This window comes from Enterobacter sp. MGH 38 (assembly GCF_000492855.1).
In the GTDB taxonomy this organism is placed as follows: domain Bacteria; phylum Pseudomonadota; class Gammaproteobacteria; order Enterobacterales; family Enterobacteriaceae; genus Enterobacter; species Enterobacter hormaechei_C.
On the sequence record NZ_KI535607.1, the window covers coordinates 2,020,313 to 2,042,019 of the forward strand.

Annotated in this window: 19 protein-coding genes; 11 read left to right on the forward strand and 8 right to left on the reverse strand. The window is 56.1% G+C overall.

Going from position 1 to position 21,707, the window contains the following annotated elements:
- Positions 1-43: 43 nt before the first annotated feature.
- From fhuC to fhuB, 3 genes are read left to right on the forward strand one after another with little or no spacing between them, the layout of a single operon-like run.
- Positions 44-841 carry a Fe3+-hydroxamate ABC transporter ATP-binding protein FhuC gene (fhuC, locus tag L384_RS11475; RefSeq protein ID WP_003856242.1) on the forward strand — a complete coding sequence of 266 codons (798 nt, stop codon included), beginning with the start codon at positions 44-46 and terminating at the stop codon, positions 839-841.
- On the forward strand, positions 841-1,731 hold the full coding sequence (gene fhuD / locus L384_RS11470) for a Fe(3+)-hydroxamate ABC transporter substrate-binding protein FhuD (protein ID WP_003856240.1): 891 nt from the start codon (positions 841-843) through the stop codon (positions 1,729-1,731). The genes fhuC and fhuD overlap by 1 nt, the downstream gene beginning before the upstream one ends.
- Positions 1,728-3,710, forward strand: coding sequence for a Fe(3+)-hydroxamate ABC transporter permease FhuB (gene fhuB / locus L384_RS11465; protein WP_023324174.1), 1,983 nt, complete (start codon positions 1,728-1,730; stop codon positions 3,708-3,710). The genes fhuD and fhuB overlap by 4 nt, the downstream gene beginning before the upstream one ends.
- Before the next feature lie 94 nt (positions 3,711-3,804).
- Here fhuB and hemL read toward each other — a convergent pair whose 3' ends face one another.
- Complete coding sequence (gene hemL, locus L384_RS11460; RefSeq protein WP_003856235.1) at positions 3,805-5,085, reverse strand: glutamate-1-semialdehyde 2,1-aminomutase; 1,281 nt, start codon at positions 5,083-5,085, stop codon at positions 3,805-3,807.
- Between the two features lie 177 nt (positions 5,086-5,262).
- Between hemL and clcA the strand changes: the two genes are divergently transcribed.
- Positions 5,263-6,663, forward strand: a complete 1,401-nt coding sequence (gene clcA, locus L384_RS11455) for a H(+)/Cl(-) exchange transporter ClcA (protein ID WP_023324175.1) — start codon at positions 5,263-5,265, stop codon at positions 6,661-6,663.
- Positions 6,664-6,748: 85 nt separating this feature from the next.
- A complete protein-coding gene (gene erpA / locus L384_RS11450; RefSeq protein WP_003856230.1) occupies positions 6,749-7,093 on the forward strand; it encodes an iron-sulfur cluster insertion protein ErpA in 345 nt (114 codons plus the stop codon).
- A 58-nt stretch (positions 7,094-7,151) separates the two neighbouring features.
- On the opposite strand, the gene L384_RS11445 is transcribed toward erpA, so the two are convergent.
- From L384_RS11445 to mtnN, 3 genes are read right to left on the reverse strand one after another with little or no spacing between them, the layout of a single operon-like run.
- Positions 7,152-7,775, reverse strand: a complete 624-nt coding sequence (locus tag L384_RS11445) for a TRIC cation channel family protein (RefSeq protein WP_003856227.1) — start codon at positions 7,773-7,775, stop codon at positions 7,152-7,154.
- Between the two features lie 23 nt (positions 7,776-7,798).
- Positions 7,799-8,608, reverse strand: coding sequence for a vitamin B12 ABC transporter substrate-binding protein BtuF (btuF, locus tag L384_RS11440; RefSeq protein ID WP_023324176.1), 810 nt, complete (start codon positions 8,606-8,608; stop codon positions 7,799-7,801).
- Positions 8,601-9,299, reverse strand: a complete 699-nt coding sequence (gene mtnN / locus L384_RS11435; protein ID WP_003856223.1) for a 5'-methylthioadenosine/S-adenosylhomocysteine nucleosidase — start codon at positions 9,297-9,299, stop codon at positions 8,601-8,603. Before mtnN ends, btuF begins: the two co-directional genes overlap by 8 nt.
- Before the next feature lie 82 nt (positions 9,300-9,381).
- Here mtnN and dgt point away from each other — a divergent pair, with 82 nt between their 5' ends.
- The 3 genes from dgt to L384_RS11420 all read left to right on the forward strand — a co-directional run bounded on the left by dgt (position 9,382) and on the right by L384_RS11420 (position 13,766).
- On the forward strand, positions 9,382-10,896 hold the full coding sequence (dgt, locus tag L384_RS11430) for a dGTPase (protein ID WP_023315431.1): 1,515 nt from the start codon (positions 9,382-9,384) through the stop codon (positions 10,894-10,896).
- Between the two features lie 132 nt (positions 10,897-11,028).
- Complete coding sequence (degP, locus tag L384_RS11425) at positions 11,029-12,462, forward strand: serine endoprotease DegP (protein WP_023303104.1); 1,434 nt, start codon at positions 11,029-11,031, stop codon at positions 12,460-12,462.
- A gap of 146 nt (positions 12,463-12,608) precedes the next feature.
- Entirely contained in the window at positions 12,609-13,766 is a 1,158-nt protein-coding gene (locus L384_RS11420) for a CdaR family transcriptional regulator (protein ID WP_003856217.1), read from the forward strand.
- A 73-nt stretch (positions 13,767-13,839) separates the two neighbouring features.
- Here the strand turns inward: L384_RS11420 and L384_RS11415 are convergent, their stop codons facing one another.
- The 4 genes from L384_RS11415 to map form a co-directional block, all read right to left on the reverse strand.
- A complete protein-coding gene (locus L384_RS11415; protein WP_003856216.1) occupies positions 13,840-14,226 on the reverse strand; it encodes a DUF3461 family protein in 387 nt (128 codons plus the stop codon).
- A gap of 111 nt (positions 14,227-14,337) precedes the next feature.
- On the reverse strand, positions 14,338-15,162 hold the full coding sequence (gene dapD, locus L384_RS11410; RefSeq protein ID WP_003856214.1) for a 2,3,4,5-tetrahydropyridine-2,6-dicarboxylate N-succinyltransferase: 825 nt from the start codon (positions 15,160-15,162) through the stop codon (positions 14,338-14,340).
- A 32-nt stretch (positions 15,163-15,194) separates the two neighbouring features.
- Positions 15,195-17,870, reverse strand: coding sequence for a bifunctional uridylyltransferase/uridylyl-removing protein GlnD (gene glnD, locus L384_RS11405; RefSeq protein WP_023324177.1), 2,676 nt, complete (start codon positions 17,868-17,870; stop codon positions 15,195-15,197).
- Positions 17,871-17,932: 62 nt separating this feature from the next.
- Positions 17,933-18,727: a type I methionyl aminopeptidase gene (map, locus tag L384_RS11400; RefSeq protein ID WP_003856208.1), complete on the reverse strand. Its 795-nt coding sequence runs from the start codon at positions 18,725-18,727 to the stop codon at positions 17,933-17,935.
- A gap of 321 nt (positions 18,728-19,048) precedes the next feature.
- On the opposite strand from map, the gene rpsB reads away from it, so the two are divergent.
- From rpsB to pyrH, 3 genes are all read left to right on the forward strand, one after another.
- Positions 19,049-19,774, forward strand: coding sequence for a 30S ribosomal protein S2 (gene rpsB, locus L384_RS11395; RefSeq protein WP_003856207.1), 726 nt, complete (start codon positions 19,049-19,051; stop codon positions 19,772-19,774).
- A gap of 117 nt (positions 19,775-19,891) precedes the next feature.
- A complete protein-coding gene (gene tsf, locus L384_RS11390; protein WP_003856196.1) occupies positions 19,892-20,743 on the forward strand; it encodes a translation elongation factor Ts in 852 nt (283 codons plus the stop codon).
- 149 nt (positions 20,744-20,892) lie between these two features.
- Complete coding sequence (gene pyrH, locus L384_RS11385; protein WP_003856194.1) at positions 20,893-21,618, forward strand: UMP kinase; 726 nt, start codon at positions 20,893-20,895, stop codon at positions 21,616-21,618.
- Positions 21,619-21,707 lie beyond the last annotated feature (89 nt).

Consider the following 21,707-nt stretch of genomic DNA (forward strand, 5'->3'; position numbering starts at 1 on the left):
ATGGGCACGGTTCGCCGTGCCCTTTTTATTTAAGTTGGCTGACATGCAGGATAACAAAACGCAATCCGACTCCACCTTCACGCTCAATAATCTCTCCTTTCGCGTACCCGGGCGCACCTTGCTGCATCCGCTCTCTTTGACGTTTCCCGCAGGTAAAGTGACCGGTTTAATCGGGCACAATGGTTCCGGTAAATCGACGCTGCTGAAGATGCTGGGCCGTCATCAGCCACCGTCCGAGGGCGACATTTTGCTGGATGACCAGCCGCTGGCGAGCTGGAGCAGTAAGGCCTTTGCCCGCAAGGTGGCCTATCTGCCGCAGCAGTTGCCGCAGGCGGAGGGGATGACGGTGCGCGAGCTGGTGGCGATTGGACGTTATCCGTGGCACGGTGCGCTCGGGCGTTTTGGCGTTGCTGACAGAGAGAAAGTGGAAGAGGCGATCGCGCTGGTGGGATTAAAACCGCTGGCGCACCGTCTGGTGGATAGCCTGTCCGGTGGCGAGCGTCAGCGCGCATGGATCGCAATGCTGGTGGCGCAGGACAGCCGCTGCCTGCTGCTCGACGAACCCACGTCGGCGCTGGATATTGCTCATCAGGTTGACGTCCTGGCGCTGGTGCATCGCTTAAGTCAGCAGCGCGGCCTGACGGTGATTGCCGTTCTGCATGATATCAACATGGCGGCACGCTATTGCGACTATCTGGTAGCGCTGCGCGGCGGTGAAATGATCGCTCAGGGTACGCCTGCCGAACTGATGCGTAGCGAAACGCTGGAACATATCTACGGTATTCCTATGGGCATCCTGCCTCACCCGGCCGGGGCTGCACCCGTGAGCTTTGTCTACTGATGCTGGATTCAACATTCATTAGCCGCCGTCGCCTGCTGACGGCCATGGCGCTCTCACCGCTGCTGTTAAAGATGGGCCCGGCCCGCGCTGCCGCTATCGATCCGCACCGCATCGTGGCGCTGGAGTGGTTGCCCGTTGAACTGATGATGGCGCTGGGCGTGACGCCTTACGGTGTGGCCGATATTCCCAACTACACCCTGTGGGTGAATGAGCCAAAACTGCCGGACTCCGTCATCGACATCGGTCTGCGTACGGAGCCGAACCTTGAGCTTCTCACCCAGATGAAACCGTCTTATTTATTCTGGTCTGCGGGGTATGGTCCGTCGGAAGAGACCATGGCGAAGATTGCGCCCGGACGGGGCTTTTCCTTTAGCGACGGTAAAAAGCCGCTGACCATGGCAAAAAATTCCATCCACGAGATGGCGCAGTTCCTCAACCGTGAGGCTCAGGCGAAAAAACATCTCGATGAATTTGATGCGCTGATTGATTCCCTTAAGCCGCGCTTTGCCCACCGTGGCGATCGGCCTTTGCTGATGGTGACCCTGCTGGATGCCCGCCATATGCTGGTCTTTGGAAATAACTGTCTGTTCCAGGAAGTGCTCGACAGCTTTGGCATTCGCAATGCCTGGGAAGGCGAGATGACGTTCTGGGGCAGTACCGCCGTGGGGATTGACCGTCTGGCGGCGTTTCGTGATGTGGACGTGCTGTGCTTTGACCACGGCAATGAGCGCGAGATGCAAACCCTGATGGCGACCCCGCTCTGGCAGGCAATGCCGTTCGTCCGCGAGCAGCGCTTCCTGCGCGCGCCAGCGGTATGGTTCTACGGCGCGACGCTGTCGGCCATGCATTTTGCCCGCGTGCTGGACAATGCACTGGGAGGCAAGGCATGAGCACGCGTATGGCCCGTTTCCCGATGTTACTGTTAGCAATCATTTTTCTGGCTGCCCTGGCGTTAACCGGCTTTAACCTGACAACGGCGTTGCCGCGCGATCAGTGGGCAGCCGCGTTTGCCGCACCGGATATCGATAATATTCAGCAAATGCTGTTCCACTACAGCCTGCTGCCGCGTCTGGCTATCTCCCTGCTGGTCGGGGCGGGACTGGGACTGGTGGGCGTACTGTTTCAGCAGGTGCTACGTAACCCGCTGGCGGAGCCCACCACGCTGGGCGTGGCGACGGGGGCTCAGTTGGGGATCACCATCACCACTCTCTGGACCCTGCCGGGAGCGTTAACCTCGCAGTTTGCCGCGCTGGCAGGCGCATGCGTGGTCGGTGCGCTGGTCTTTGGCGTGGCCTGGGGAAAACGTCTCTCGCCGGTCACGCTGATCCTCGCGGGGCTGGTCGTCAGCCTCTACTGTGGGGCGATCAACCAGCTGCTGGTGCTGTTTCACCACGACCAGTTGCAAAGCATGTTTATGTGGAGTACCGGCACGCTCACCCAGACCGACTGGAGTATCGTCCAGCGCCTGTGGCCGCAGCTGTTTGGCGGCGTGGTGTTGACACTGCTGCTGCTGCGTCCGCTCACGCTGATGGGCCTGGACGACGGCGTGGCGCGCAATCTCGGGCTGGCGCTGTCGCTGGCGCGTCTGGCGGCCCTGACCCTGGCGATTGTGCTCAGCGCGTTACTGGTTAACGCCGTCGGCATCATCGGCTTTATCGGCCTGTTTGCGCCGCTGCTGGCAAAAATGCTCGGCGCACGCCGTCTGCTGGCGCGCCTGATGCTGGCGCCGCTGATTGGTGCGCTGATCCTCTGGCTTTCCGATCAGCTCATTCTCTGGCTGACGCGCGTCTGGATGGAAGTTTCCACGGGCTCGGTGACGGCCCTGATCGGTGCGCCGCTGCTGCTGTGGCTCTTGCCGCGCCTGCGCAGCATTAGCGCCCCGGCAATGGATGCCGGCGATAAAGTACATGCTGAGCGTCAGTCGGTGGTGTGGTTCAGCCTTGCCGGACTGGCAGTGCTGGTTATCGCCTCGTTTGCCGCACTCTCGCTGGGACGCGACGCCACGGGCTGGCACTGGGCGACGGGGGATTTGTTGCATGAACTCATGCAGTGGCGCTGGCCGCGGATCTTCTCCGCGCTGATTGCGGGCGTCATGCTGGCGGTGGCGGGCTGTATTATCCAGCGTCTCACCGGCAACCCGATGGCAAGCCCGGAAGTATTAGGGATCAGCTCCGGGGCCGCGTTTGGCGTAGTGTTGATGTTGTTCCTCGTGCCGGGAAATGCATTCGGCTGGCTGATGCCTGCCGGGAGTATCGGTGCGGCAGTCACGCTGATGATTATCCTGATCGCCTCCGGGCGAGGTGGTTTCTCACCTCACCGCATGCTGCTGGCCGGGATGGCGCTCAGCACCGCATTTACTATGCTGCTGATGATGTTGCAGGCGAGCGGCGATCCGCGCATGGCGCAGATCCTGACCTGGATTTCCGGCTCGACGTACAACGCCACCGGCAGCCAGGTGGTACATACCGGGATCGTGATGATCGTACTGCTGGCGATAGTGCCGCTGTGCCGCCGCTGGATGACCATTCTGCCGCTGGGCGGGGACACCGCGCGCGCGGTTGGGCTGGCGCTGACGCCAACGCGTATCGCCCTGCTGCTGCTGGCCGCGTGCCTGACGGCGACGGCCACCATGACCATTGGCCCGCTCAGTTTTGTCGGATTAATGGCGCCGCATATCGCCCGTATGATGGGCTTCCGCAGGACTTTGCCACATATCGTGATCTCTGCGCTGACGGGCGGGGCGATCCTGGTCTTTGCTGACTGGTGCGGAAGGATGGTGCTGTTCCCGTATCAGATCCCGGCGGGCCTGCTGTCGACCTTTATCGGCGCGCCGTACTTTATATATCTGTTGAGAAAGCAGAGTCGGTAATAAAAGTAAACGGCAATCCTTAGATTGCCGTTTTAATGTTTGCTCCCTCTCCCTTGAGGGAGAGGGCTGGGGTGAGGGCATCAAGCCGCACATTTTACAGCTTCGCAAACACCTTACGCGCTGCGTCGATGGTGTTATTGATATCTTCTTCGCTGTGTGCCACGGACATAAAGCCCGCTTCAAACGCTGACGGGGCCAGATACACGCCTTCTTCCAGCATCAGGTGGAAGAAGCGTTTGAAGCGTTCCACGTCGCATTTCACCACGTCCTGATAGCAGGTCACGGTTTTCGCCTCGGTGAAGAAAATCCCGAACATCCCGCCGACGTGGTTTACCACCAGCGGAATACCCGCGTCTTCTGCGGCTTCCAGCAGACCGTTTGCCAGCTGCGTCGTCCGGTCCGTCAGGGTTTGGTGGATGCCCGGCTGCGCCACTTCGGTCAGACAGGCAAAGCCCGCCGCCATCGCAATCGGGTTACCGGAGAGCGTACCCGCCTGGTAAACCGGACCGGTTGGCGCCAGCGCGTCCATTACGTCCTTACGGCCGCCAAACGCGCCGACAGGCATGCCGCCGCCAATGATTTTGCCGAGGCAGGTCAGATCCGGCTCTACGCCGTAGTATGACTGCGCTCCCGCCAGCGCGACGCGGAAACCGGTCATCACTTCGTCGATGATCAGCAGCGCGCCGAACTCATCGCACAGTGCGCGCAGGCCCGGCAGGAAATCCGGCTGCGGTGGGATACAGTTCATGTTGCCCGCCACCGGTTCGACGATAATGCAGGCGATCTCCTGCGGATACTGCTCGAACGCCGCGCGAACGGTGTCCAGATCGTTATAGGTGCAGGTGAGGGTGTGTTTTGCGAAGTCAGCCGGCACGCCCGGAGAGTTAGGCTGACCGAGCGTCAGCGCGCCGGAACCGGCTTTTACCAGCAGGCAGTCGGCGTGGCCATGGTAACAGCCTTCGAACTTGATAATCTTGTCACGGCCGGTAAAGCCGCGCGCCAGACGGATGGCGCTCATGGTCGCTTCCGTACCGGAGTTCACCATACGTACCATGTCCATTGTCGGCACCAGCTCGGTGACCAGCTCCGCCATTTTGACTTCCATCTCGGTTGGCGCGCCGAAGCTCAGGCCGCGCTGAGCGGCTTCAATCACCGCGTTGCGGATCGCCGGGTGGTTATGCCCCAGCACCATTGGCCCCCAGGAGCCGACGTAGTCGACATAGGCTTTGCCATCCACATCATACAGATACGCGCCATCCGCACGTTCGATAAACAGCGGGGTGCCACCCACGCCGGTAAAGGCGCGCACCGGTGAGTTTACGCCGCCTGGGATAAGCTCGCGGGCTGCGCTGTAGAGGTTTTCAGACTTGCTCATGGCGTCGTTCCTGGTTCGTAGAAATAAGTTAAGGAGACTATTCTAAGTGATCCGGATGAGGTTATAAAATTTTTGCCCCGTAAAGGGCTTAACAATTGTTAAGTATTTTTCAGGGGACGAGGGGACTGTCTCTGGTAAAATCCCTGCGGCCATTTGTATGACGAAACAGAAAAGGTAATGAACGAGAACACTCCGTCTTTTGAACAACAGCAGTTTACGCGCGCGAAGCGCCGGGTCAGCATCCGGCGGCTGCTCAACCGTGACAAAACCCCGTTGGCCATTCTGCTGGCAGCTGCCGTTGTGGGCACGCTGGCCGGTCTCGTGGGCGTCGCGTTTGAAAAAGCCGTCAACGCGGTGCTCAACTGGCGCATAGGCACCGTCGCCAGCTTTGCGGATCGTGAATGGCTGGTCTGGGCGTGGGCCTTTGGCCTTTCGGCCCTGTTTGCCATGGTGGGCTATTTCCTGGTACGTAAATTCGCACCCGAAGCGGGCGGCTCGGGGATCCCGGAAATTGAGGGGGCGCTGGAGGAGCTACGCCCGGTTCGCTGGTGGCGGGTACTTCCTGTGAAATTTATCGGCGGGATGGGAACGCTCGGGGCGGGCATGGTGCTCGGTCGGGAAGGGCCAACGGTACAGCTGGGCGGTAACGTCGGGCGCATGGTCGGCGATCTGTTCCGTATGCGCAGCGCCGAAGCACGGCATACGTTGCTGGCGACGGGGGCGGCGGCGGGGCTGTCTGCGGCGTTTAACGCGCCGCTGGCGGGTATCCTGTTTATCATTGAAGAGATGCGCGCCCAGTTCCGCTACAACCTGATCTCCATTAAAGCGGTGTTTACCGGCGTGATTATGTCGAGCATTGTCTTTCGCGTCTTTAATGGCGAAGGGGCGGTGATTGAAGTTGGCAAGCTAACCAATGCGCCGGTCAATACTTTGTGGCTGTATCTGGTTCTTGGGATGATTTTTGGCGTCGTTGGCCCGCTTTTTAACACCCTGATTTTACGGGCTCAGGATATGTTTCAGCGCATCCATGGCGGAAATACCACGAAATGGGTGCTGGTGGGGGGCCTGCTTGGCGGCGTGTGCGGGATCCTCGGCTTTATCGAACCGAACGCGGCGGGCGGCGGTTTCGGGCTGATTCCCATTGCCGCGGCGGGGAATTTCAGCGTGGGGCTGCTGCTGTTTATGTTTATCTCGCGGGTTATCACGACCGTGCTGTGCTTCTCCTCCGGCGCACCGGGCGGCATATTTGCCCCGATGCTGGCGCTGGGAACGCTGCTGGGCACGGCGTTTGGCATGGCGGCAGCGGTTGGCTTCCCGGCCTATCATCTGGACGCGGGGACGTTTGCGGTGGCGGGAATGGGGGCGCTGCTGGCGGCCTCCCTGCGCGCGCCGCTTACCGGGATCGTACTGGTGCTGGAAATGACCGACAATTACCAGCTCATTTTGCCAATGATCATTACCTGTCTCGGCGCGACACTATTAGCCCAATTCCTGGGTGGAAAACCGCTATACTCCACCATTCTTGCCCGTACCCTGGCGAAACAGGAAGCTGAACAGGCCCTGAAGCAGAATACTTGAATGAATTACCAGGGTATTAGATAATGACAAAAAGAATTGGGTGATTTTTGCCCAATAGCAGTCGCAGTATTCATGGGAGCATAAGATGAGTGATGACGTAGCGTTGCCGCTGGAATTTACCGAAGCAGCAGCGAAAAAAGTGAAAACCCTGATTGCCGACGAGGACAATCCGGATCTGAAACTGCGTGTTTATATTACCGGCGGCGGCTGTAGTGGCTTCCAGTATGGTTTTACCTTTGACGACCAGGTTAACGATGGTGATATGACTATCGAGAAACAGGGCGTCGCGCTGGTGGTTGACCCGATGAGCCTGCAATATCTGGTGGGCGGTTCAGTGGACTACACTGAAGGTCTGGAAGGTTCGCGCTTTGTGGTGACTAACCCGAATGCGACCAGCACCTGCGGGTGTGGTTCTTCGTTCAGTATTTAAGCCTGGACGCAGATTGTAGGCCCGGTAAGCGAAGCGCTACCGGGCTTATAAACGACGCCTATCTTGAATTTTCATCCAGCGCAAACGTCGGCAGCTTCAGGTGCCAGCGTATCGCCGCTAAACGGATCACCAGCGTGACCACCATCCCCAGCATCGCCGCATTCTCCAGCGGGACAGCAAAGGTGTAATACGCCGTGGCGTGAACGATCCCCCCGATGATACAGGCCGTCGCGTAGATTTCCGTTCGCAGGATCATCGGGACTTCTCGCGCCAGTATGTCGCGAATAATCCCTCCGCCCACGCCAGTTAACACCCCCATGCAGATCGCCACCAGCGGGCCAGTCCCGGCAATAAAGGCTTTGTTCACGCCTATTCCCACAAAGACCGCCAGACCGACGGCATCCAGCACCGGTAATATCCATTTTGGCAGTCTGCGAGGCTGACGAACCAGCACGATGGTTAACAGGCAGGTGACCATCGCCACCACCAGATCCGTGGGATCTTTTACCCAAAATACCGGGCCATTTGCCAGCGCCATATCGCGGATCGTTCCGCCTCCCACCGCCGTAACGACGCCGAGCACCAGTACGCCAAAAGGATCCATGCGTAGTTTTCCGGCAAGCAAAACGCCGGAGATAGCAAAAACGGCTGTGCCAAGAATATCCAGCCAATACACGAGCATCGTTAAATCCTCGAAGGGGGTATTTATCTGTTTGAGTGACCCTCTGCCAGTTCGGCGCAGAGTTGTTTTGCGGCGAGGATAATACGCGGGCTGGCGCGTTCAAACCAGTCGCTGTTGAGTGCGATGACCGGAATTTTAAGCTGCCGATGCCAGAATTGTTCTATTTTAGGAATCTCGCTCGCATTTCCGACCACCACAATGGCCTGCGGTTGTCGCGCCAGAACCTGCTCACGACTGACCTGGGGCCAGGGGACCCGGCTTTCGGCAAAGATATTTTCACCTCCACAGGTTTCAAGCACCTGGTTCTGGATCGAACCTTTCCCGGTAGTGAACAGCGGCTGGCTGCCAAATTGCAGAAAAACGCGTTGTTTCGGTTGCGTGCCGTATCGGGCTTTTAGCGCGGCATAGTCGTTGAGCATCTGCTGTGCAGCCTGTCCGGCGCGTTGGGGGGTAGGGCTGAAGGGCGCGAGGTCACGGAGGGTTTGCGCCACCTGTTCGATGCTCACCGCGTCCACCCATTTAACCGTTATTCCCAGCGAAGAGAGCTGGTTTACCTGCCGTTCGGCATTACCGCCGCGCCAGGCGAGTACCAGATCGGGCTTTAGCGCAACGATGCGTTCCAGATTCATTCCCTGCCAGGTGGCAACCTGTTCGATTTGGGCGGCCTGCGGTGGATAATCGGAAAAGCTGCTCACCGCAACGGGCGTGATCCCGGCGGCAAAAGCCAGTTCCGTATTGGCAGGGGAGAGTGTGATCACCCGCGGCGCGGCGATGAGCCAGGCCGGAGCGAACAGAAGCAGGGCGACCAGCGCCCTGAATGACACCTTACCCACGCGCCAGTTTCTGCACCAGGGTTTCCACCATCACGGTGGACTGCTTGGCCGCAACGGCCAGGAACTCGTCGAAGCTGATGTGGGACTGCTGGTCCGCTACGTCAGAGATCGCGCGAACGACCACGAACGGCACGCTGAAGTTATGGCAAACGTGCGCAATGGCCGTGGCTTCCATCTCGACGGCCACAGCCTGCGGGAAGTTATGACGGATTTTCGCCAGACCAACAGAGCCGTTGATAAAGGCATCGCCGCTGACGATCAGGCCACGCACCGCATTGAGGTTCAGCTCGTTGATGCAGCTTTCAGCGGCGGCAATCAGCTTATCATCCGCTTTAAACCCGGCCGGGCAGCCCGGAAGCTGACCATATTCGTAGCCGAATGCGGTGACGTCTGCATCGTGGTAACGCGCTTCGTCGGAAACCACGATATCGCCCACTTTCAGCGTCGGCGCCAGACCGCCCGCAGAACCTGTATTAATGATAACGTCAGGCTTGCAGCGCTCAAGCAGCAGGGTCGCGCCCAGTGCCGCTGCAACTTTACCGATGCCTGATTTCAGCAGAGCCACGTCAACACCGTTCAGCTGGCCGGTGTAGATCTCACAGCCACCGAGGGAGAGGGTCTGACGGTTCTCAATTTTGTCACGCAGCAGCGTAACTTCTTCTTCCATTGCACCAATAATGCCGATTTTCATAGATTTACTCGCGATGTGCCTTGTTAAGATGCATAGTCTATCATGCGGTTAAGGGGAAACGCATTCTCACGCGGGGGAGCACATGGCACCAATCGATTTTCGCACCAAAATTAACTGGCACCGACGTTTCCGTTCGCCACAGGGCGATAAGAGCGAACATGAGATCCTGCGCATTTTTGAAAGCGATCGCGGACGCATCATCAATTCGCCCGCCATCCGCCGGTTACAGCAAAAAACCCAGGTGTTCCCGCTGGAGCGTAACGCCGCGGTGCGTACGCGGTTAACGCACTCCATGGAAGTGCAGCAGGTGGGGCGCTACATTGCGAAAGAGATCCTCAGCCGCCTTAAAGAGCAACGTCTGCTGGAAACCTACGGACTGGATGAACTGACCGGCCCGTTCGAAAGCATCGTTGAGATGGCCTGCCTGATGCACGATATCGGCAATCCTCCCTTTGGTCATTTCGGCGAGGCCGCCATCAATGACTGGTTTAAACAGCGGCTTTTTCCCTCTGATGCCATAAGCCAGCCGCTCAGCGATGACCGCTGTGTGGTACGCGATTTACGCCTGCGTGAAGGTGAAGATAGCCTGAACGATCTGCGCCGTAAGGTGCGCCAGGATCTGTGTCATTTCGAAGGTAACGCGCAGGGGATCCGTTTGGTGCACTCCCTGATGCGGATGAATCTGACCTGGGCCCAGGTGGGCTGTATTCTTAAATACACGCGTCCCGCGTGGTGGACTGGAGAAACGCCCGCCACGCATAGCTACCTGATGAAAAAACCGGGCTATTACTTATCGGAAGAAGCATATATCGCGCGGTTGCGTAAAGAACTGTCTCTGACCCCCAATGGCCGTTTTCCATTGACATGGATTATGGAAGCGGCTGATGACATTTCTTATTGCGTGGCCGATCTGGAAGACGCGGTGGAAAAAAGAATATTCAGCGTCGAGGAGCTGTATCAGCATCTTCATGATGCCTGGGGAGAGCATGAAAAAGGTTCTCTGTTTGCGCAGGTCGTCGAGAATGCCTGGGATAAATCGCGTTCAAATTCGCTGAGCCGCAGTACCGAAGATCAGTTCTTTATGTATTTGCGAGTAAACACGCTGAATAAACTGGTGCCGTATGCAGCCGCCCGTTTCATTGATAATTTGCCGATGATATTTAGCGGGGAATTTAATCACGCCCTGCTGGAAGATGAGAGCAGTTTTAGCCAGCTTCTTGAATTATATAAAAACGTGGCTGTCCGCCATGTTTTCAGCCACCCGGATGTCGAACAGCTGGAGCTGCAAGGATACCGGGTTATCAGCGGGTTGCTGGAAATTTATGGCCCGCTGCTCCAGCTGACGGTCGATGAGTTTAGCGAGCTGGTCGAAAATGAACGTGTTCGCCGCCTGCCGATTGAATCTCGTCTCTATCAGAAGCTTTCAACGCGCCACCGGCTGGCATACATTGAAGCCGTCAGTAAAATAGATCGTCATTCTTCCCAATGGCCAGTCATGGAATATTATTATCGCTGTCGTCTTATCCAGGACTATATCAGCGGGATGACAGATTTGTATGCCTGGGATGAATACCGCAAGCTTATGGCCGTTGAATAAGCCATGAGTTTTGTAAAGACGACCAATAAATTTTTACTTTTTCCATAAACTTAATCCCGGAACTAAGCGGTATAAAACGAATCTGAGTTACACAGCAATTTTGCGTTATCTGGTAAATCGAGATTGAGAAACATGAAAAAAACCACATTAGCAATGAGTGCACTGGCTCTGAGTTTAGGTTTAGCGCTGTCCCCTCTGGCGATGGCGGCCGAGACAGCTTCCTCGGCAGCGACTGCGCAGCAGATGCCAAGCCTGGCCCCGATGCTCGAAAAAGTGATGCCATCGGTGGTGAGTATTAACGTTGAGGGCAGCACAACCGTCAATACGCCGCGTATGCCGCGTAATTTCCAGCAGTTCTTCGGCGACAATTCGCCGTTCTGCCAGGACGGTTCGCCATTCCAGAGCTCCCCGTTCTGTCAGGGCGGCGGTGCAGGGGATGACGGCATGGGCGGCGGCCAGCAGCAGAAATTCATGGCACTCGGCTCGGGCGTGATTATTGATGCAGCCAAAGGCTACGTGGTGACCAATAACCACGTGGTAGATAATGCTAACACCATTAAGGTGCAGATGAGCGATGGCCGTAAATTCGATGCCAAAGTGGTCGGTAAAGACCCGCGTTCCGATATCGCGCTGATTCAAATCCAGGATCCGAAGAACCTGACGGCGATTAAGCTTGCCGACTCTGACGCGCTGCGCGTGGGTGACTACACCGTCGCCATCGGTAACCCGTTTGGTCTGGGCGAAACCGTGACCTCGGGTATCGTCTCGGCGCTGGGACGTAGCGGCCTGAATGCGGAAAACTATGAAAACTTCATCCAGACGGATGCGGCCATTAACCGTGGTAACTCCGGCGGTGCGCTGGTTAACCTGAATGGTGAACTGATCGGTATCAACACCGCTATCCTGGCACCGGACGGTGGCAACATCGGTATCGGCTTTGCTATCCCGAGCAACATGGTGAAAAACCTGACTGCGCAGATGGTGCAATATGGACAGGTGAAACGCGGTGAGCTGGGTATCATGGGTACCGAGCTGAACTCCGAGCTGGCGAAAGCAATGAAAGTAGACGCTCAGCGCGGCGCATTCGTAAGCCAGGTCATGCCGAACTCCTCGGCGGCGAAAGCCGGCATTAAAGCGGGTGACGTGATCACTTCGCTGAACGGTAAACCGATCAGCAGCTTTGCCGCCCTGCGTGCGGAAGTGGGTTCTATGCCAATCGGCAGTAAAGTGACCCTCGGCCTGCTGCGTGAAGGTAAGCCGGTTAACGTGAGCCTGGAACTGCAACAGAGCAGTCAGAATCAGGTGGATTCCAGCACCATCTTCAGCGGTATTGAAGGTGCTGAGATGAGCAACAAAGGGGCAGATAAAGGCGTGGTGGTGAACAACGTGAAAGCAAACTCACCTGCTGCCCGTATCGGCCTGAAAAAAGGTGATGTGATCATGGGCGCTAACCAGCAGCCGGTGAAAAACATCGCTGAACTGCGCAAAATTCTCGACAGCAAGCCGTCCGTGCTGGCACTGAATATTCAGCGTGGTGATACTTCTATTTATCTCCTGATGCAGTAATCATCTTAAGCCCCTGTTCGCAGGGGCTTTCTCGTTTCTGTGACCTTTCCCACAACTCCATACATCTCTCTCTGCCTTTGGGCATCTGCACAATGCAGCCTTAGCTGAACTTCCCTATGCTTGAGCTCTGCTCACGGGAGGGTTTTATGGCTGGCTGGCATCTTGATACCAAAATGGCGCAGGATATCGTGGCGCGAACCATGCGCATCATTGATACCAATATCAACGTAATGGATGCCCGTGGGCGCATTATCGGCAGCGGCGATCGTGAGCGTATTGGGGAATTGCACGAAGGGGCGTTGCTGGTGCTCTCTCAGGGGCGCGTGGTCGACATCGATGACGCCGTGGCGAAACATCTGCACGGGGTTCGTCAGGGGATCAACCTGCCGCTGCGTCTGGAAGGAGAGATTGTTGGCGTTATCGGTCTGACCGGCGATCCTGAATCGCTGCGTAAATACGGTGAGCTGGTCTGCATGACGGCGGAGATGATGCTGGAGCAGTCGCGTCTGATGCACCTGCTCGCCCAGGACAGCCGCCTGCGCGAAGAGCTGGTGATGAATTTGATTCAGGCGGAGGAGCATACGCCTGCCCTGAGCGAGTGGGCGCAGCGTCTGGGTATCGACCTGAATCAGCCGCGCGTGGTTGCCGTTATTGAGGTGGATAGCGGCCAGCTTGGCGTGGACAGCGCCATGGTGGAGCTACAGCAGCTGCAAAACATGCTGGCGACGCCGGAGCGTAACAACCTGGTGGCAATCGTCTCTTTAACGGAAATGGTGGTGCTCAAGCCTGCGCTTAATCAGTTTGGCCGCTGGGACGCGGAAGATCATCGTCGCCGCGTTGAGCTGCTCATCGAGCGCATGAAGGAGAACGGACAGCTCCGTTTTCGCGTCGCGCTGGGAAATTACTTTACCGGGCCGGGGAGTATCGCCCGTTCATGGCGAACGGCGCGCACCACCATGATGGTGGGTAAACAGCGCATGCCGGAGAGCCGCAGTTATTTCTATCAGGATCTGATGCTGCCGGTCCTGCTCGACAGCCTGCGCGGTGGCTGGCAGGCCAACGAGCTGGCGCGTCCGCTTGTGCGTCTGAAAGCGATGGACAATAACGGACTGCTGCGCCGCACGTTGCAGGCATGGTTCCGGCATAACGTGCAGCCGCTGGCAACGTCAAAAGCGCTGTTTATTCACCGTAATACGCTGGAGTATCGGCTTAACCGGATCTCGGAACTGACGGGGCTGGATTTAGGGAATTTTGACGACCGGCTACTGCTGTATGTGGCGTTGCAGCTGGATGAGCAGAGATAATGTTGTGTGCGGTTTTCACCCTCTCCCTGTGGGAGAGGGCCGGGGTGAGGGCATCAGACCGCACCGGAATAACTTATTTCCGCGTCAATTTCTCAAGATCCGCTTCAATCTCGCTGATCTTATTGGTGACTACGCTTTCCAGGTGACGCAGGTCGTCAAGGATCTTACGTTTCAGATCGACTTCGCTGCGATCGCGCTGGCAGATTTGATCGAGTTCGTCGATCACGTAGCGCAGGTTAGGGCTGATTTCCTGTACTTCTTTATATCCCTGACCGATACCGTCAGCGACAACGGTCTTACGCTGGCGAGGGTATTTAAACTTCACGCTTTTGGCGAAGAACTCTCCTTTGTCCTTGTGAAAATAGATTTTCAAAATATCGTTATTGGCTTCCTGGCGAAGACTATAACGATCAATTTCATCAGGATTGGTAATGCCCAGACTTTTCAGATTATCGTACATAGCGGTACCCTTGATCTCAACATAACCTATGAATAATTAACGAAAAAATCTATTTTCGCCACCTTCGGATATAAAAAAAGCGGGGTTGCCCCCGCTTTTTGTTATACCCGATTAATCGATGGTGCGCAGCAGTTCATTGATGCCTACTTTACCGCGCGTTTTCGCGTCCACTTTTTTCACGATGACCGCGCAATACAGGCTGTATTTGCCATCTTTAGACGGCAGGTTGCCGGAAACCACAACGGAACCGGCTGGAACGCGGCCGTAGTGAATTTCACCGGTTTCGCGATCGTAAATACGGGTGCTCTGGCCAATGTACACGCCCATGGAGATCACAGAACCTTCTTCGACGATCACGCCTTCAACCACTTCGGAACGTGCGCCGATGAAGCAGTTGTCTTCGATGATGGTTGGGTTAGCCTGAAGTGGCTCAAGAACGCCACCGATGCCCACGCCGCCGGACAGGTGAACGTTTTTACCGATCTGCGCGCAGGAGCCGACGGTAGCCCAGGTGTCCACCATGGTGCCTTCGTCAACGTAGGCGCCGATGTTCACGTAGGATGGCATCAGCACGGTGTTGCGTGCGATGAATGCCCCCTGACGAACGGCTGCCGGTGGTACTACGCGGAAGCCCTCTTTCTGAAAGCGCGCTTCGTCGTAATCCGCAAATTTCATTGGCACTTTATCGAAGTAGCGGCTTTCTGCTCCGTCGATAACCTGGTTATCGTTGATGCGGAAAGAGAGCAGCACAGCTTTCTTCAGCCATTGATGAGTAACCCACTGACCGTCGATTTTTTCTGCCACGCGCAGCGCGCCGGAATCCAGCAGGGAAATAACCTGGTTTACCGCTTCACGGGTCACGGTATCCACATTTGCCGGAGTGATGTCGGCGCGACGCTCAAAAGCGGACTCAATAACGTTCTGTAACTGCTGCATTGTTTACTCTTTCCATTTCACTAAAAAACACGTCACCCTTTATCGTTTGGATTGAGGGCTGCTGTCAACCGTTGTTGCACTTCAAGTTGCAGGTCATTATTAAGGGCACGCCGGTCGGCCGTCGCGATTATAAATAAATCTTCTACTCGTTCGCCAATCGTTGTAATTCGGGCGCCGTGAAGCGAAATTCCCAGATCGGCAAAAACCTGGCCGACGCGGGCGAGTAGCCCTGGCTGGTCGAGCGCAATCAACTCAAGGAACGATTTACGGTCGGTATGGGTCGGCAGGAAATTGACCTCGGTATCGACGGTAAAGTGGCGCAGTTTTGCCGCCTGACGGCGCGGCTGCGGAGGTTGCCAGCTGCGCTGCGTAATCGCCTGCTCAAGGCCAAAGCGTATCCCCTCATGCCTGTCCGACGACAGCGGGCTGCCGTCCGGCTCCAGCACAATAAAGGTGTCCATCGCCATGCCGTCGCGGGTGGTAAAAATCTGCGCGTCGTGAACGCTCAGGTTACGCCTGTCCAGCTCGGCACAGACCGCTGCAAACAAATAAGGCCGGTCCGGGCTCCAGATAAAGATCTCCGTCCCGCCGCGTGTGGCCTGCGGGCTAAGCAGAATCATCGGTTTCGTCAGGTCGTGCTTCAGCAGATGCCGGGCGTGCCAGGCAAGCTGGTTTGGGCTGTGGCGTACAAAGTAGTTGGCGCGACAGCGCGCCCAAATCTGATGCAGCGCCTCTTCGTTGATGTTATCCATGCGCAGCAGGGCCAGCGCCTGCAACTGATGGTGGCGCACACGCTCGCGCATGTCCGGGGTATTCTGCATCCCGCGACGCAGCTGTTTTTCGGTAGCGAAATACAGCTCGCGCAGCAGGCTCTGCTTCCAGCTGTTCCACAGGGTTTCGTTGGTGGCGCAGATATCGGCTACCGTCAGGCAGACCAGGTAGCGCAGGCGGTTCTCCGTTTGCACTTCCTCGGCGAACTGCTTGATCACTTCCGGATCCTGAATATCACGACGCTGAGCGGTAACCGACATCAGCAGATGATGGCGAACCAGCCAGGCGATAAGCTGCGTTTCACGCGAGTTCAGGCCGTGCAGCTCGGCAAATTTCAGCACGTCCTGGGCACCGAGTACGGAGTGGTCGCCGCCGCGACCTTTGGCGATATCATGGAACTGAGCAGCGATCAGGATCAGCTCCGGGTGTGCCAGACGTGGCCACAGATCAACGCACAGCGGATGGCGGGATCGCGTCTCTTCTTTAGCGAAACTTTCCAGCTTCAGCATGACGCGGATCGTGTGCTCATCCACCGTATAGGCGTGAAACAGGTCGAACTGCATCTGCCCGACAATATGCGACCACTGAGGCATATAGGCCCACAGCACGCTGTGACGGTGCATTGGCAGCAGTCCGCGGCTGACGGCGCCCGGATGACGAAGCATGCTCAGGAACAACGAGCGCGCCTCCGGGATGTAACACAGCGGCTGCTTCAGATGACGCCGTGCATGGCGCAGATGACGCAGGGTAGTGGAGTAGATCCCGGTGATCGTGCTGTTACGCACCATGGTATAGAACATTCGCAGGATCGCTTCCGGTTCGCGAATGAACAGCGTTTCGTCGCGCAGATCGATCAGCGTGCCGCGCAGCTGAAATTCGTCATCAATCGGACGCGGTTTTTCGTCTGCCGTCAGCGCGAGGATCGCCTCATCGAACAGCTGTAACAGCATCTGGTTCAGCTCAGAGACGCGGCGGGTGACGCGGAAGAAATCCTTCATCATTTGCTCGACCGGCTCGTTGCCCTCGCCCTGGTAATTCAGGCGCTGCGCCACGCTGAGCTGTCGGTCAAACAGCAGGCGGTTATCGTAGCGGGTGACTTCCAGGTGCAGGGCAAAACGGATGCGCCACAGCAGATGCAGACACTCATTGAGTTCGTTACGTTCGGCTTCGGTCAGAAAACCAAACCCGACCATTTCGTCCAGCGATGTTGCCCCAAAATGGCGACGGGCGACCCATTGCAGCGTGTGGATATCGCGCAGGCCACCGGGGCTGCTTTTAATATCCGGTTCGAGATTATAGCTGGTACCGTGATAGCGCTGGTGGCGCTGGTTTTGTTCTTCGACTTTCGCAGCGAAGAATTTTTCCGAAGGCCAGAAGCCGTCGCTAAAGATGTGCTTTTGCAGTTCGAGGAACAGCGCCACGTCGCCAATCAGGAGGCGGGTTTCAATCAGGTTGGTGGCGACGGTCAGGTCAGATAACCCTTCCAGCAGACACTCTTCCAGCGTGCGTACGCTGTGGCCCACTTCCAGCTTTACGTCCCAGAGCAGGGTCAACAGTTCACCGATTTTCTGCGCCCGATCGTCCGGCAGTTTTTTACGGCTTAAGATCAGCAGGTCGATATCAGAGAGCGGATGCAGTTCACCCCGGCCATAGCCGCCAACAGCAACCAGCGCGACGTCGCTCACCTGTCCGAAACCGTAGTCGATCCAGAGACGTTGCAGGAGCTGGTCGATAAATTCGGTGCGCGCTTCAATGAGCTGCTCGGCAGACACGCCTGCATCGAACGCGCTACCCAGCCAGCGATGGAAAACATCCATATGGGCTTTAATATGCGCGCAGGTCAGCTCGTGCGGCGGCCAGACGCCCGGGTTATCGGGCTGGTCGGGGAGGGTGGGAAGGGCTGTATTAGCATACTGTTCGGGTAAAAGATTACTCATCGTGCGCCACCCATAAGAAAAAGCTATCGCCATTAAAAAAGCCGGCATTTGCCGGCTTCTTATCACTCAATGTTCGTCAGTATCGCCGGGATGGTGTCATCCTTGCGCAACGTCATAATTTCGCAGCCGTTGTCTGTTACCACAATAGTATGCTCGTACTGGGCAGACAAGCTTCTGTCTTTGGTTTTCACCGTCCAGCCGTCTTTCATGGTGCGGATGCGGTAGTCACCGGCGTTGACCATTGGCTCGATGGTGAAGGTCATGCCCTTTTGCAGCACAACGCCGCCGTCGTCTGCATCGTAGTGCAGAACCTGCGGCTCTTCATGGAAGACGCGGCCAATACCGTGACCGCAGTATTCGCGCACCACGGAGAACCCTTCCGCTTCCACAAATTTCTGAATTGCGGCGCCGATAGTACGCAGGCGAATACCCGGCTTCACCATTTTCAGCGCCAGGTAGAGGCTCTCTTGCGTTACTTTGCACAGACGCTCGCCCAGAATCGTTGGCTTGCCAACGATGAACATCTTAGAGGTGTCGCCGTGGTAGTCGTCTTTGATGACGGTCACGTCGATGTTGACAATGTCGCCATCTTTCAGCAGCTTCTCGTCATCCGGAATGCCGTGGCAAACCACTTCATTAATAGAGATGCAGACGGATTTCGGGAAACCGTGATAGCCAAGGCAGGCGGAGACCGCGTGCTGCTCGTTGACGATATAGTCGTTACAGATGCGATCCAGTTCGCCAGTGCTGACGCCCGGTTTCACAAACGGCTCAATCATTTCCAGCACGTCCGCGGCCAGACGACCGGCGACGCGCATCTTTTCAATTTCTTCAGGTGTCTTAATAGAGATAGCCATGTAATCTGTCCATCGGTGTCGATTTTTTCGACAATACTAGTGTAAGTGTTGTCAATGGTATCAGTCAGGCGCACCCCGTGCCAAATTGAGAATCATTAACAGCACACTCCGCCAACAATTATTGGTTTCTGGCCGTGTTTTGTGATATAAAGCGCGCCGGACTTCCGATCCATCTCAGATACACAGGCTGGACGGGAGCGACAAATCTCACTTTGTGTAACAACACACACGTATCGGCACATATTCCGGGGTGCCCTTCGGGGTCGGTAATATGGGATACGTGGAGGCATAACCCCAACTTTCAATATAGAGGTTTTAAACATGGCAACTGTTTCCATGCGCGACATGCTCAAGGCTGGTGTTCACTTCGGTCACCAGACCCGTTACTGGAACCCGAAAATGAAGCCTTTCATCTTCGGCGCACGTAACAAAGTTCACATCATCAACCTTGAGAAGACTGTACCAATGTTCAACGAAGCCCTGGCTGAGCTGAACAAGATCTCTTCCCGTAAAGGTAAGATTCTGTTCGTTGGTACTAAGCGCGCTGCAAGCGAAGCTGTGAAAGATGCTGCTAACAGCTGCGACCAGTTCTTCGTGAACCATCGCTGGTTGGGCGGCATGCTGACCAACTGGAAAACTGTTCGTCAGTCCATCAAGCGCCTGAAAGATCTGGAAACCCAGTCTCAGGACGGTACTTTCGATAAGCTGACTAAGAAAGAAGCGCTGATGCGCACTCGTGAACTGGACAAGCTGGAAAACAGCCTGGGCGGTATCAAAGATATGGGCGGCCTGCCAGACGCGCTGTTCGTAATCGATGCAGACCACGAGCACATCGCAATCAAAGAAGCTAACAACCTGGGTATCCCGGTATTCGCTATCGTTGATACCAACTCCGATCCGGACGGTGTTGACTTCGTTATCCCGGGTAACGACGACGCAATCCGTGCTGTTAGCCTGTACCTGAGCGCTGTAGCTGCTACCGTTCGTGAAGGCCGTTCCCAGGATCTGGCTTCTCAGGCGGAAGAAAGCTTCGTAGAAGCTGAATAATAAGGTTTTACCCCTTATTAGTACCGTGTATGAATAGGGGCCCATTATCGGCCCCTTTTTTCAATTTATACTGTTTGGCTCCCGGCCGGGCAGTTCACATCTCCCGAGGATTTAAGAATGGCTGAAATTACCGCATCCCTGGTAAAAGAGCTGCGTGAGCGTACTGGCGCAGGCATGATGGATTGCAAAAAAGCGCTGACCGAAGCGAACGGCGACATCGAGCTGGCAATCGAAAACATGCGTAAATCCGGTGCGATCAAAGCAGCTAAGAAAGCAGGCAACGTTGCTGCTGACGGCGTGATCATCACCAAAATCGACGGCAACTACGGCATCATTCTGGAAGTTAACTGCCAGACTGACTTCGTTGCTAAAGATGCTGGTTTCCAGGCATTTGCTAACAAAGTTCTGGACGCAGCGGTTGCAGGCAAAATCACTGACGTTGAAGTTCTGAAAGCACAGTTCGAAGAAGAGCGTGTTGCGCTGGTTGCTAAAATCGGTGAGAACATCAACATCCGTCGCGTTGCTTCCCTGGAAGGTGACGTTCTGGGCTCTTACCAGCACGGCGCGCGTATCGGTGTTCTGGTTGCGGCTAAAGGCGCTGACGAAGAGCTGGTTAAACAGCTGGCAATGCACATCGCTGCAAGCAAACCAGAATTCGTTAAGCCAGAAGACGTGTCTGCTGAAGTGGTAGAGAAAGAGTACCAGGTTCAGCTGGACATCGCGATGCAGTCTGGTAAGCCAAAAGAAATCGCAGAGAAAATGGTTGAAGGCCGCATGAAGAAATTCACCGGCGAAGTTTCTCTGACTGGCCAGCCTTTCGTAATGGATCCAAGCAAGTCTGTTGCTCAGCTGCTGAAAGAGCACAACGCTGATGTAACTGGCTTCATCCGCTTCGAAGTGGGCGAAGGCATCGAGAAAGTTGAGACTGACTTCGCAGCAGAAGTTGCTGCAATGTCCAAGCAGTCTTAATGATTGAAAAGGAGCCGCCTGAGGGCGGCTTCTTTTTGTCACCCGTCTCACGAAATCAGACAGGCTCCAGTATCGCTGTGCTGATTTGCGACATATCATGTCGCCAGAATTAACCCCATCTTAATCGTTGACAGTCTCAGGAAAGAAACATGGCTACCAATGCAAAACCCGTGTACAAACGCATTCTGCTTAAGCTGAGTGGCGAAGCGCTGCAAGGATCGGAAGGCTTCGGTATTGACGCAAGCATCCTTGATCGCATGGCACAGGAAATCAAAGAACTGGTCGAACTGGGTATTCAGGTTGGCGTGGTCATTGGCGGTGGCAACCTTTTCCGTGGTGCTGGTCTGGCGAAAGCGGGGATGAACCGCGTAGTGGGCGACCACATGGGTATGCTGGCAACCGTGATGAATGGCCTGGCGATGCGTGATGCGCTTCATCGCGCCTATGTGAACGCTCGCCTGATGTCCGCTATTCCTTTGAATGGCGTATGCGATAATTACAGCTGGGCAGAGGCCATCAGCCTGCTGCGCAACAACCGCGTGGTGATCCTCTCCGCCGGTACGGGTAACCCGTTCTTTACCACCGATTCCGCAGCCTGCCTGCGCGGTATCGAAATCGAAGCCGATGTGGTGCTGAAAGCGACCAAAGTAGATGGCGTGTTTACTGCCGACCCGGCAAAAGATCCTTCAGCGACCATGTACGATCAGCTGAGCTACAGCGAAGTGCTGGAAAAAGAGCTAAAAGTGATGGATCTTGCCGCCTTTACGCTGGCTCGTGACCACAAACTGCCGATCCGTGTCTTCAATATGAACAAGCCTGGCGCGCTGCGTCGCGTTGTTATGGGCGAAAAAGAAGGCACTTTGATCACGGAATAATTTCCGTCGGCGATAAATACAGGTAAGATTCCGCTTTATTTCGACGTGGTATCTTACCCGGGCGCGCCTTTGGCGTTGTCATGAATTAA

Bases quoted from the DNA above. Each gene is read 5' to 3' on its own strand.
- fhuC (WP_003856242.1), top strand. From the start codon at position 44: ATGCAGGATAACAAAACGCAATCCGACTCCACCTTCACGCTCAATAAT.
- fhuD (WP_003856240.1), top strand. From the start codon at position 841: ATGCTGGATTCAACATTCATTAGCCGCCGTCGCCTGCTGACGGCCATG.
- fhuB (WP_023324174.1), top strand. From the start codon at position 1,728: ATGAGCACGCGTATGGCCCGTTTCCCGATGTTACTGTTAGCAATCATT.
- hemL (WP_003856235.1), bottom strand. From the start codon at position 5,085: ATGAGCAAGTCTGAAAACCTCTACAGCGCAGCCCGCGAGCTTATCCCA.
- clcA (WP_023324175.1), top strand. From the start codon at position 5,263: ATGAACGAGAACACTCCGTCTTTTGAACAACAGCAGTTTACGCGCGCG.
- erpA (WP_003856230.1), top strand. From the start codon at position 6,749: ATGAGTGATGACGTAGCGTTGCCGCTGGAATTTACCGAAGCAGCAGCG.
- L384_RS11445 (WP_003856227.1), bottom strand. From the start codon at position 7,775: ATGCTCGTGTATTGGCTGGATATTCTTGGCACAGCCGTTTTTGCTATC.
- mtnN (WP_003856223.1), bottom strand. From the start codon at position 9,299: ATGAAAATCGGCATTATTGGTGCAATGGAAGAAGAAGTTACGCTGCTG.
- dgt (WP_023315431.1), top strand. From the start codon at position 9,382: ATGGCACCAATCGATTTTCGCACCAAAATTAACTGGCACCGACGTTTC.
- degP (WP_023303104.1), top strand. From the start codon at position 11,029: ATGAAAAAAACCACATTAGCAATGAGTGCACTGGCTCTGAGTTTAGGT.
- L384_RS11420 (WP_003856217.1), top strand. From the start codon at position 12,609: ATGGCTGGCTGGCATCTTGATACCAAAATGGCGCAGGATATCGTGGCG.
- L384_RS11415 (WP_003856216.1), bottom strand. From the start codon at position 14,226: ATGTACGATAATCTGAAAAGTCTGGGCATTACCAATCCTGATGAAATT.
- dapD (WP_003856214.1), bottom strand. From the start codon at position 15,162: ATGCAGCAGTTACAGAACGTTATTGAGTCCGCTTTTGAGCGTCGCGCC.
- glnD (WP_023324177.1), bottom strand. From the start codon at position 17,870: ATGAGTAATCTTTTACCCGAACAGTATGCTAATACAGCCCTTCCCACC.
- map (WP_003856208.1), bottom strand. From the start codon at position 18,727: ATGGCTATCTCTATTAAGACACCTGAAGAAATTGAAAAGATGCGCGTC.
- rpsB (WP_003856207.1), top strand. From the start codon at position 19,049: ATGGCAACTGTTTCCATGCGCGACATGCTCAAGGCTGGTGTTCACTTC.
- tsf (WP_003856196.1), top strand. From the start codon at position 19,892: ATGGCTGAAATTACCGCATCCCTGGTAAAAGAGCTGCGTGAGCGTACT.
- pyrH (WP_003856194.1), top strand. From the start codon at position 20,893: ATGGCTACCAATGCAAAACCCGTGTACAAACGCATTCTGCTTAAGCTG.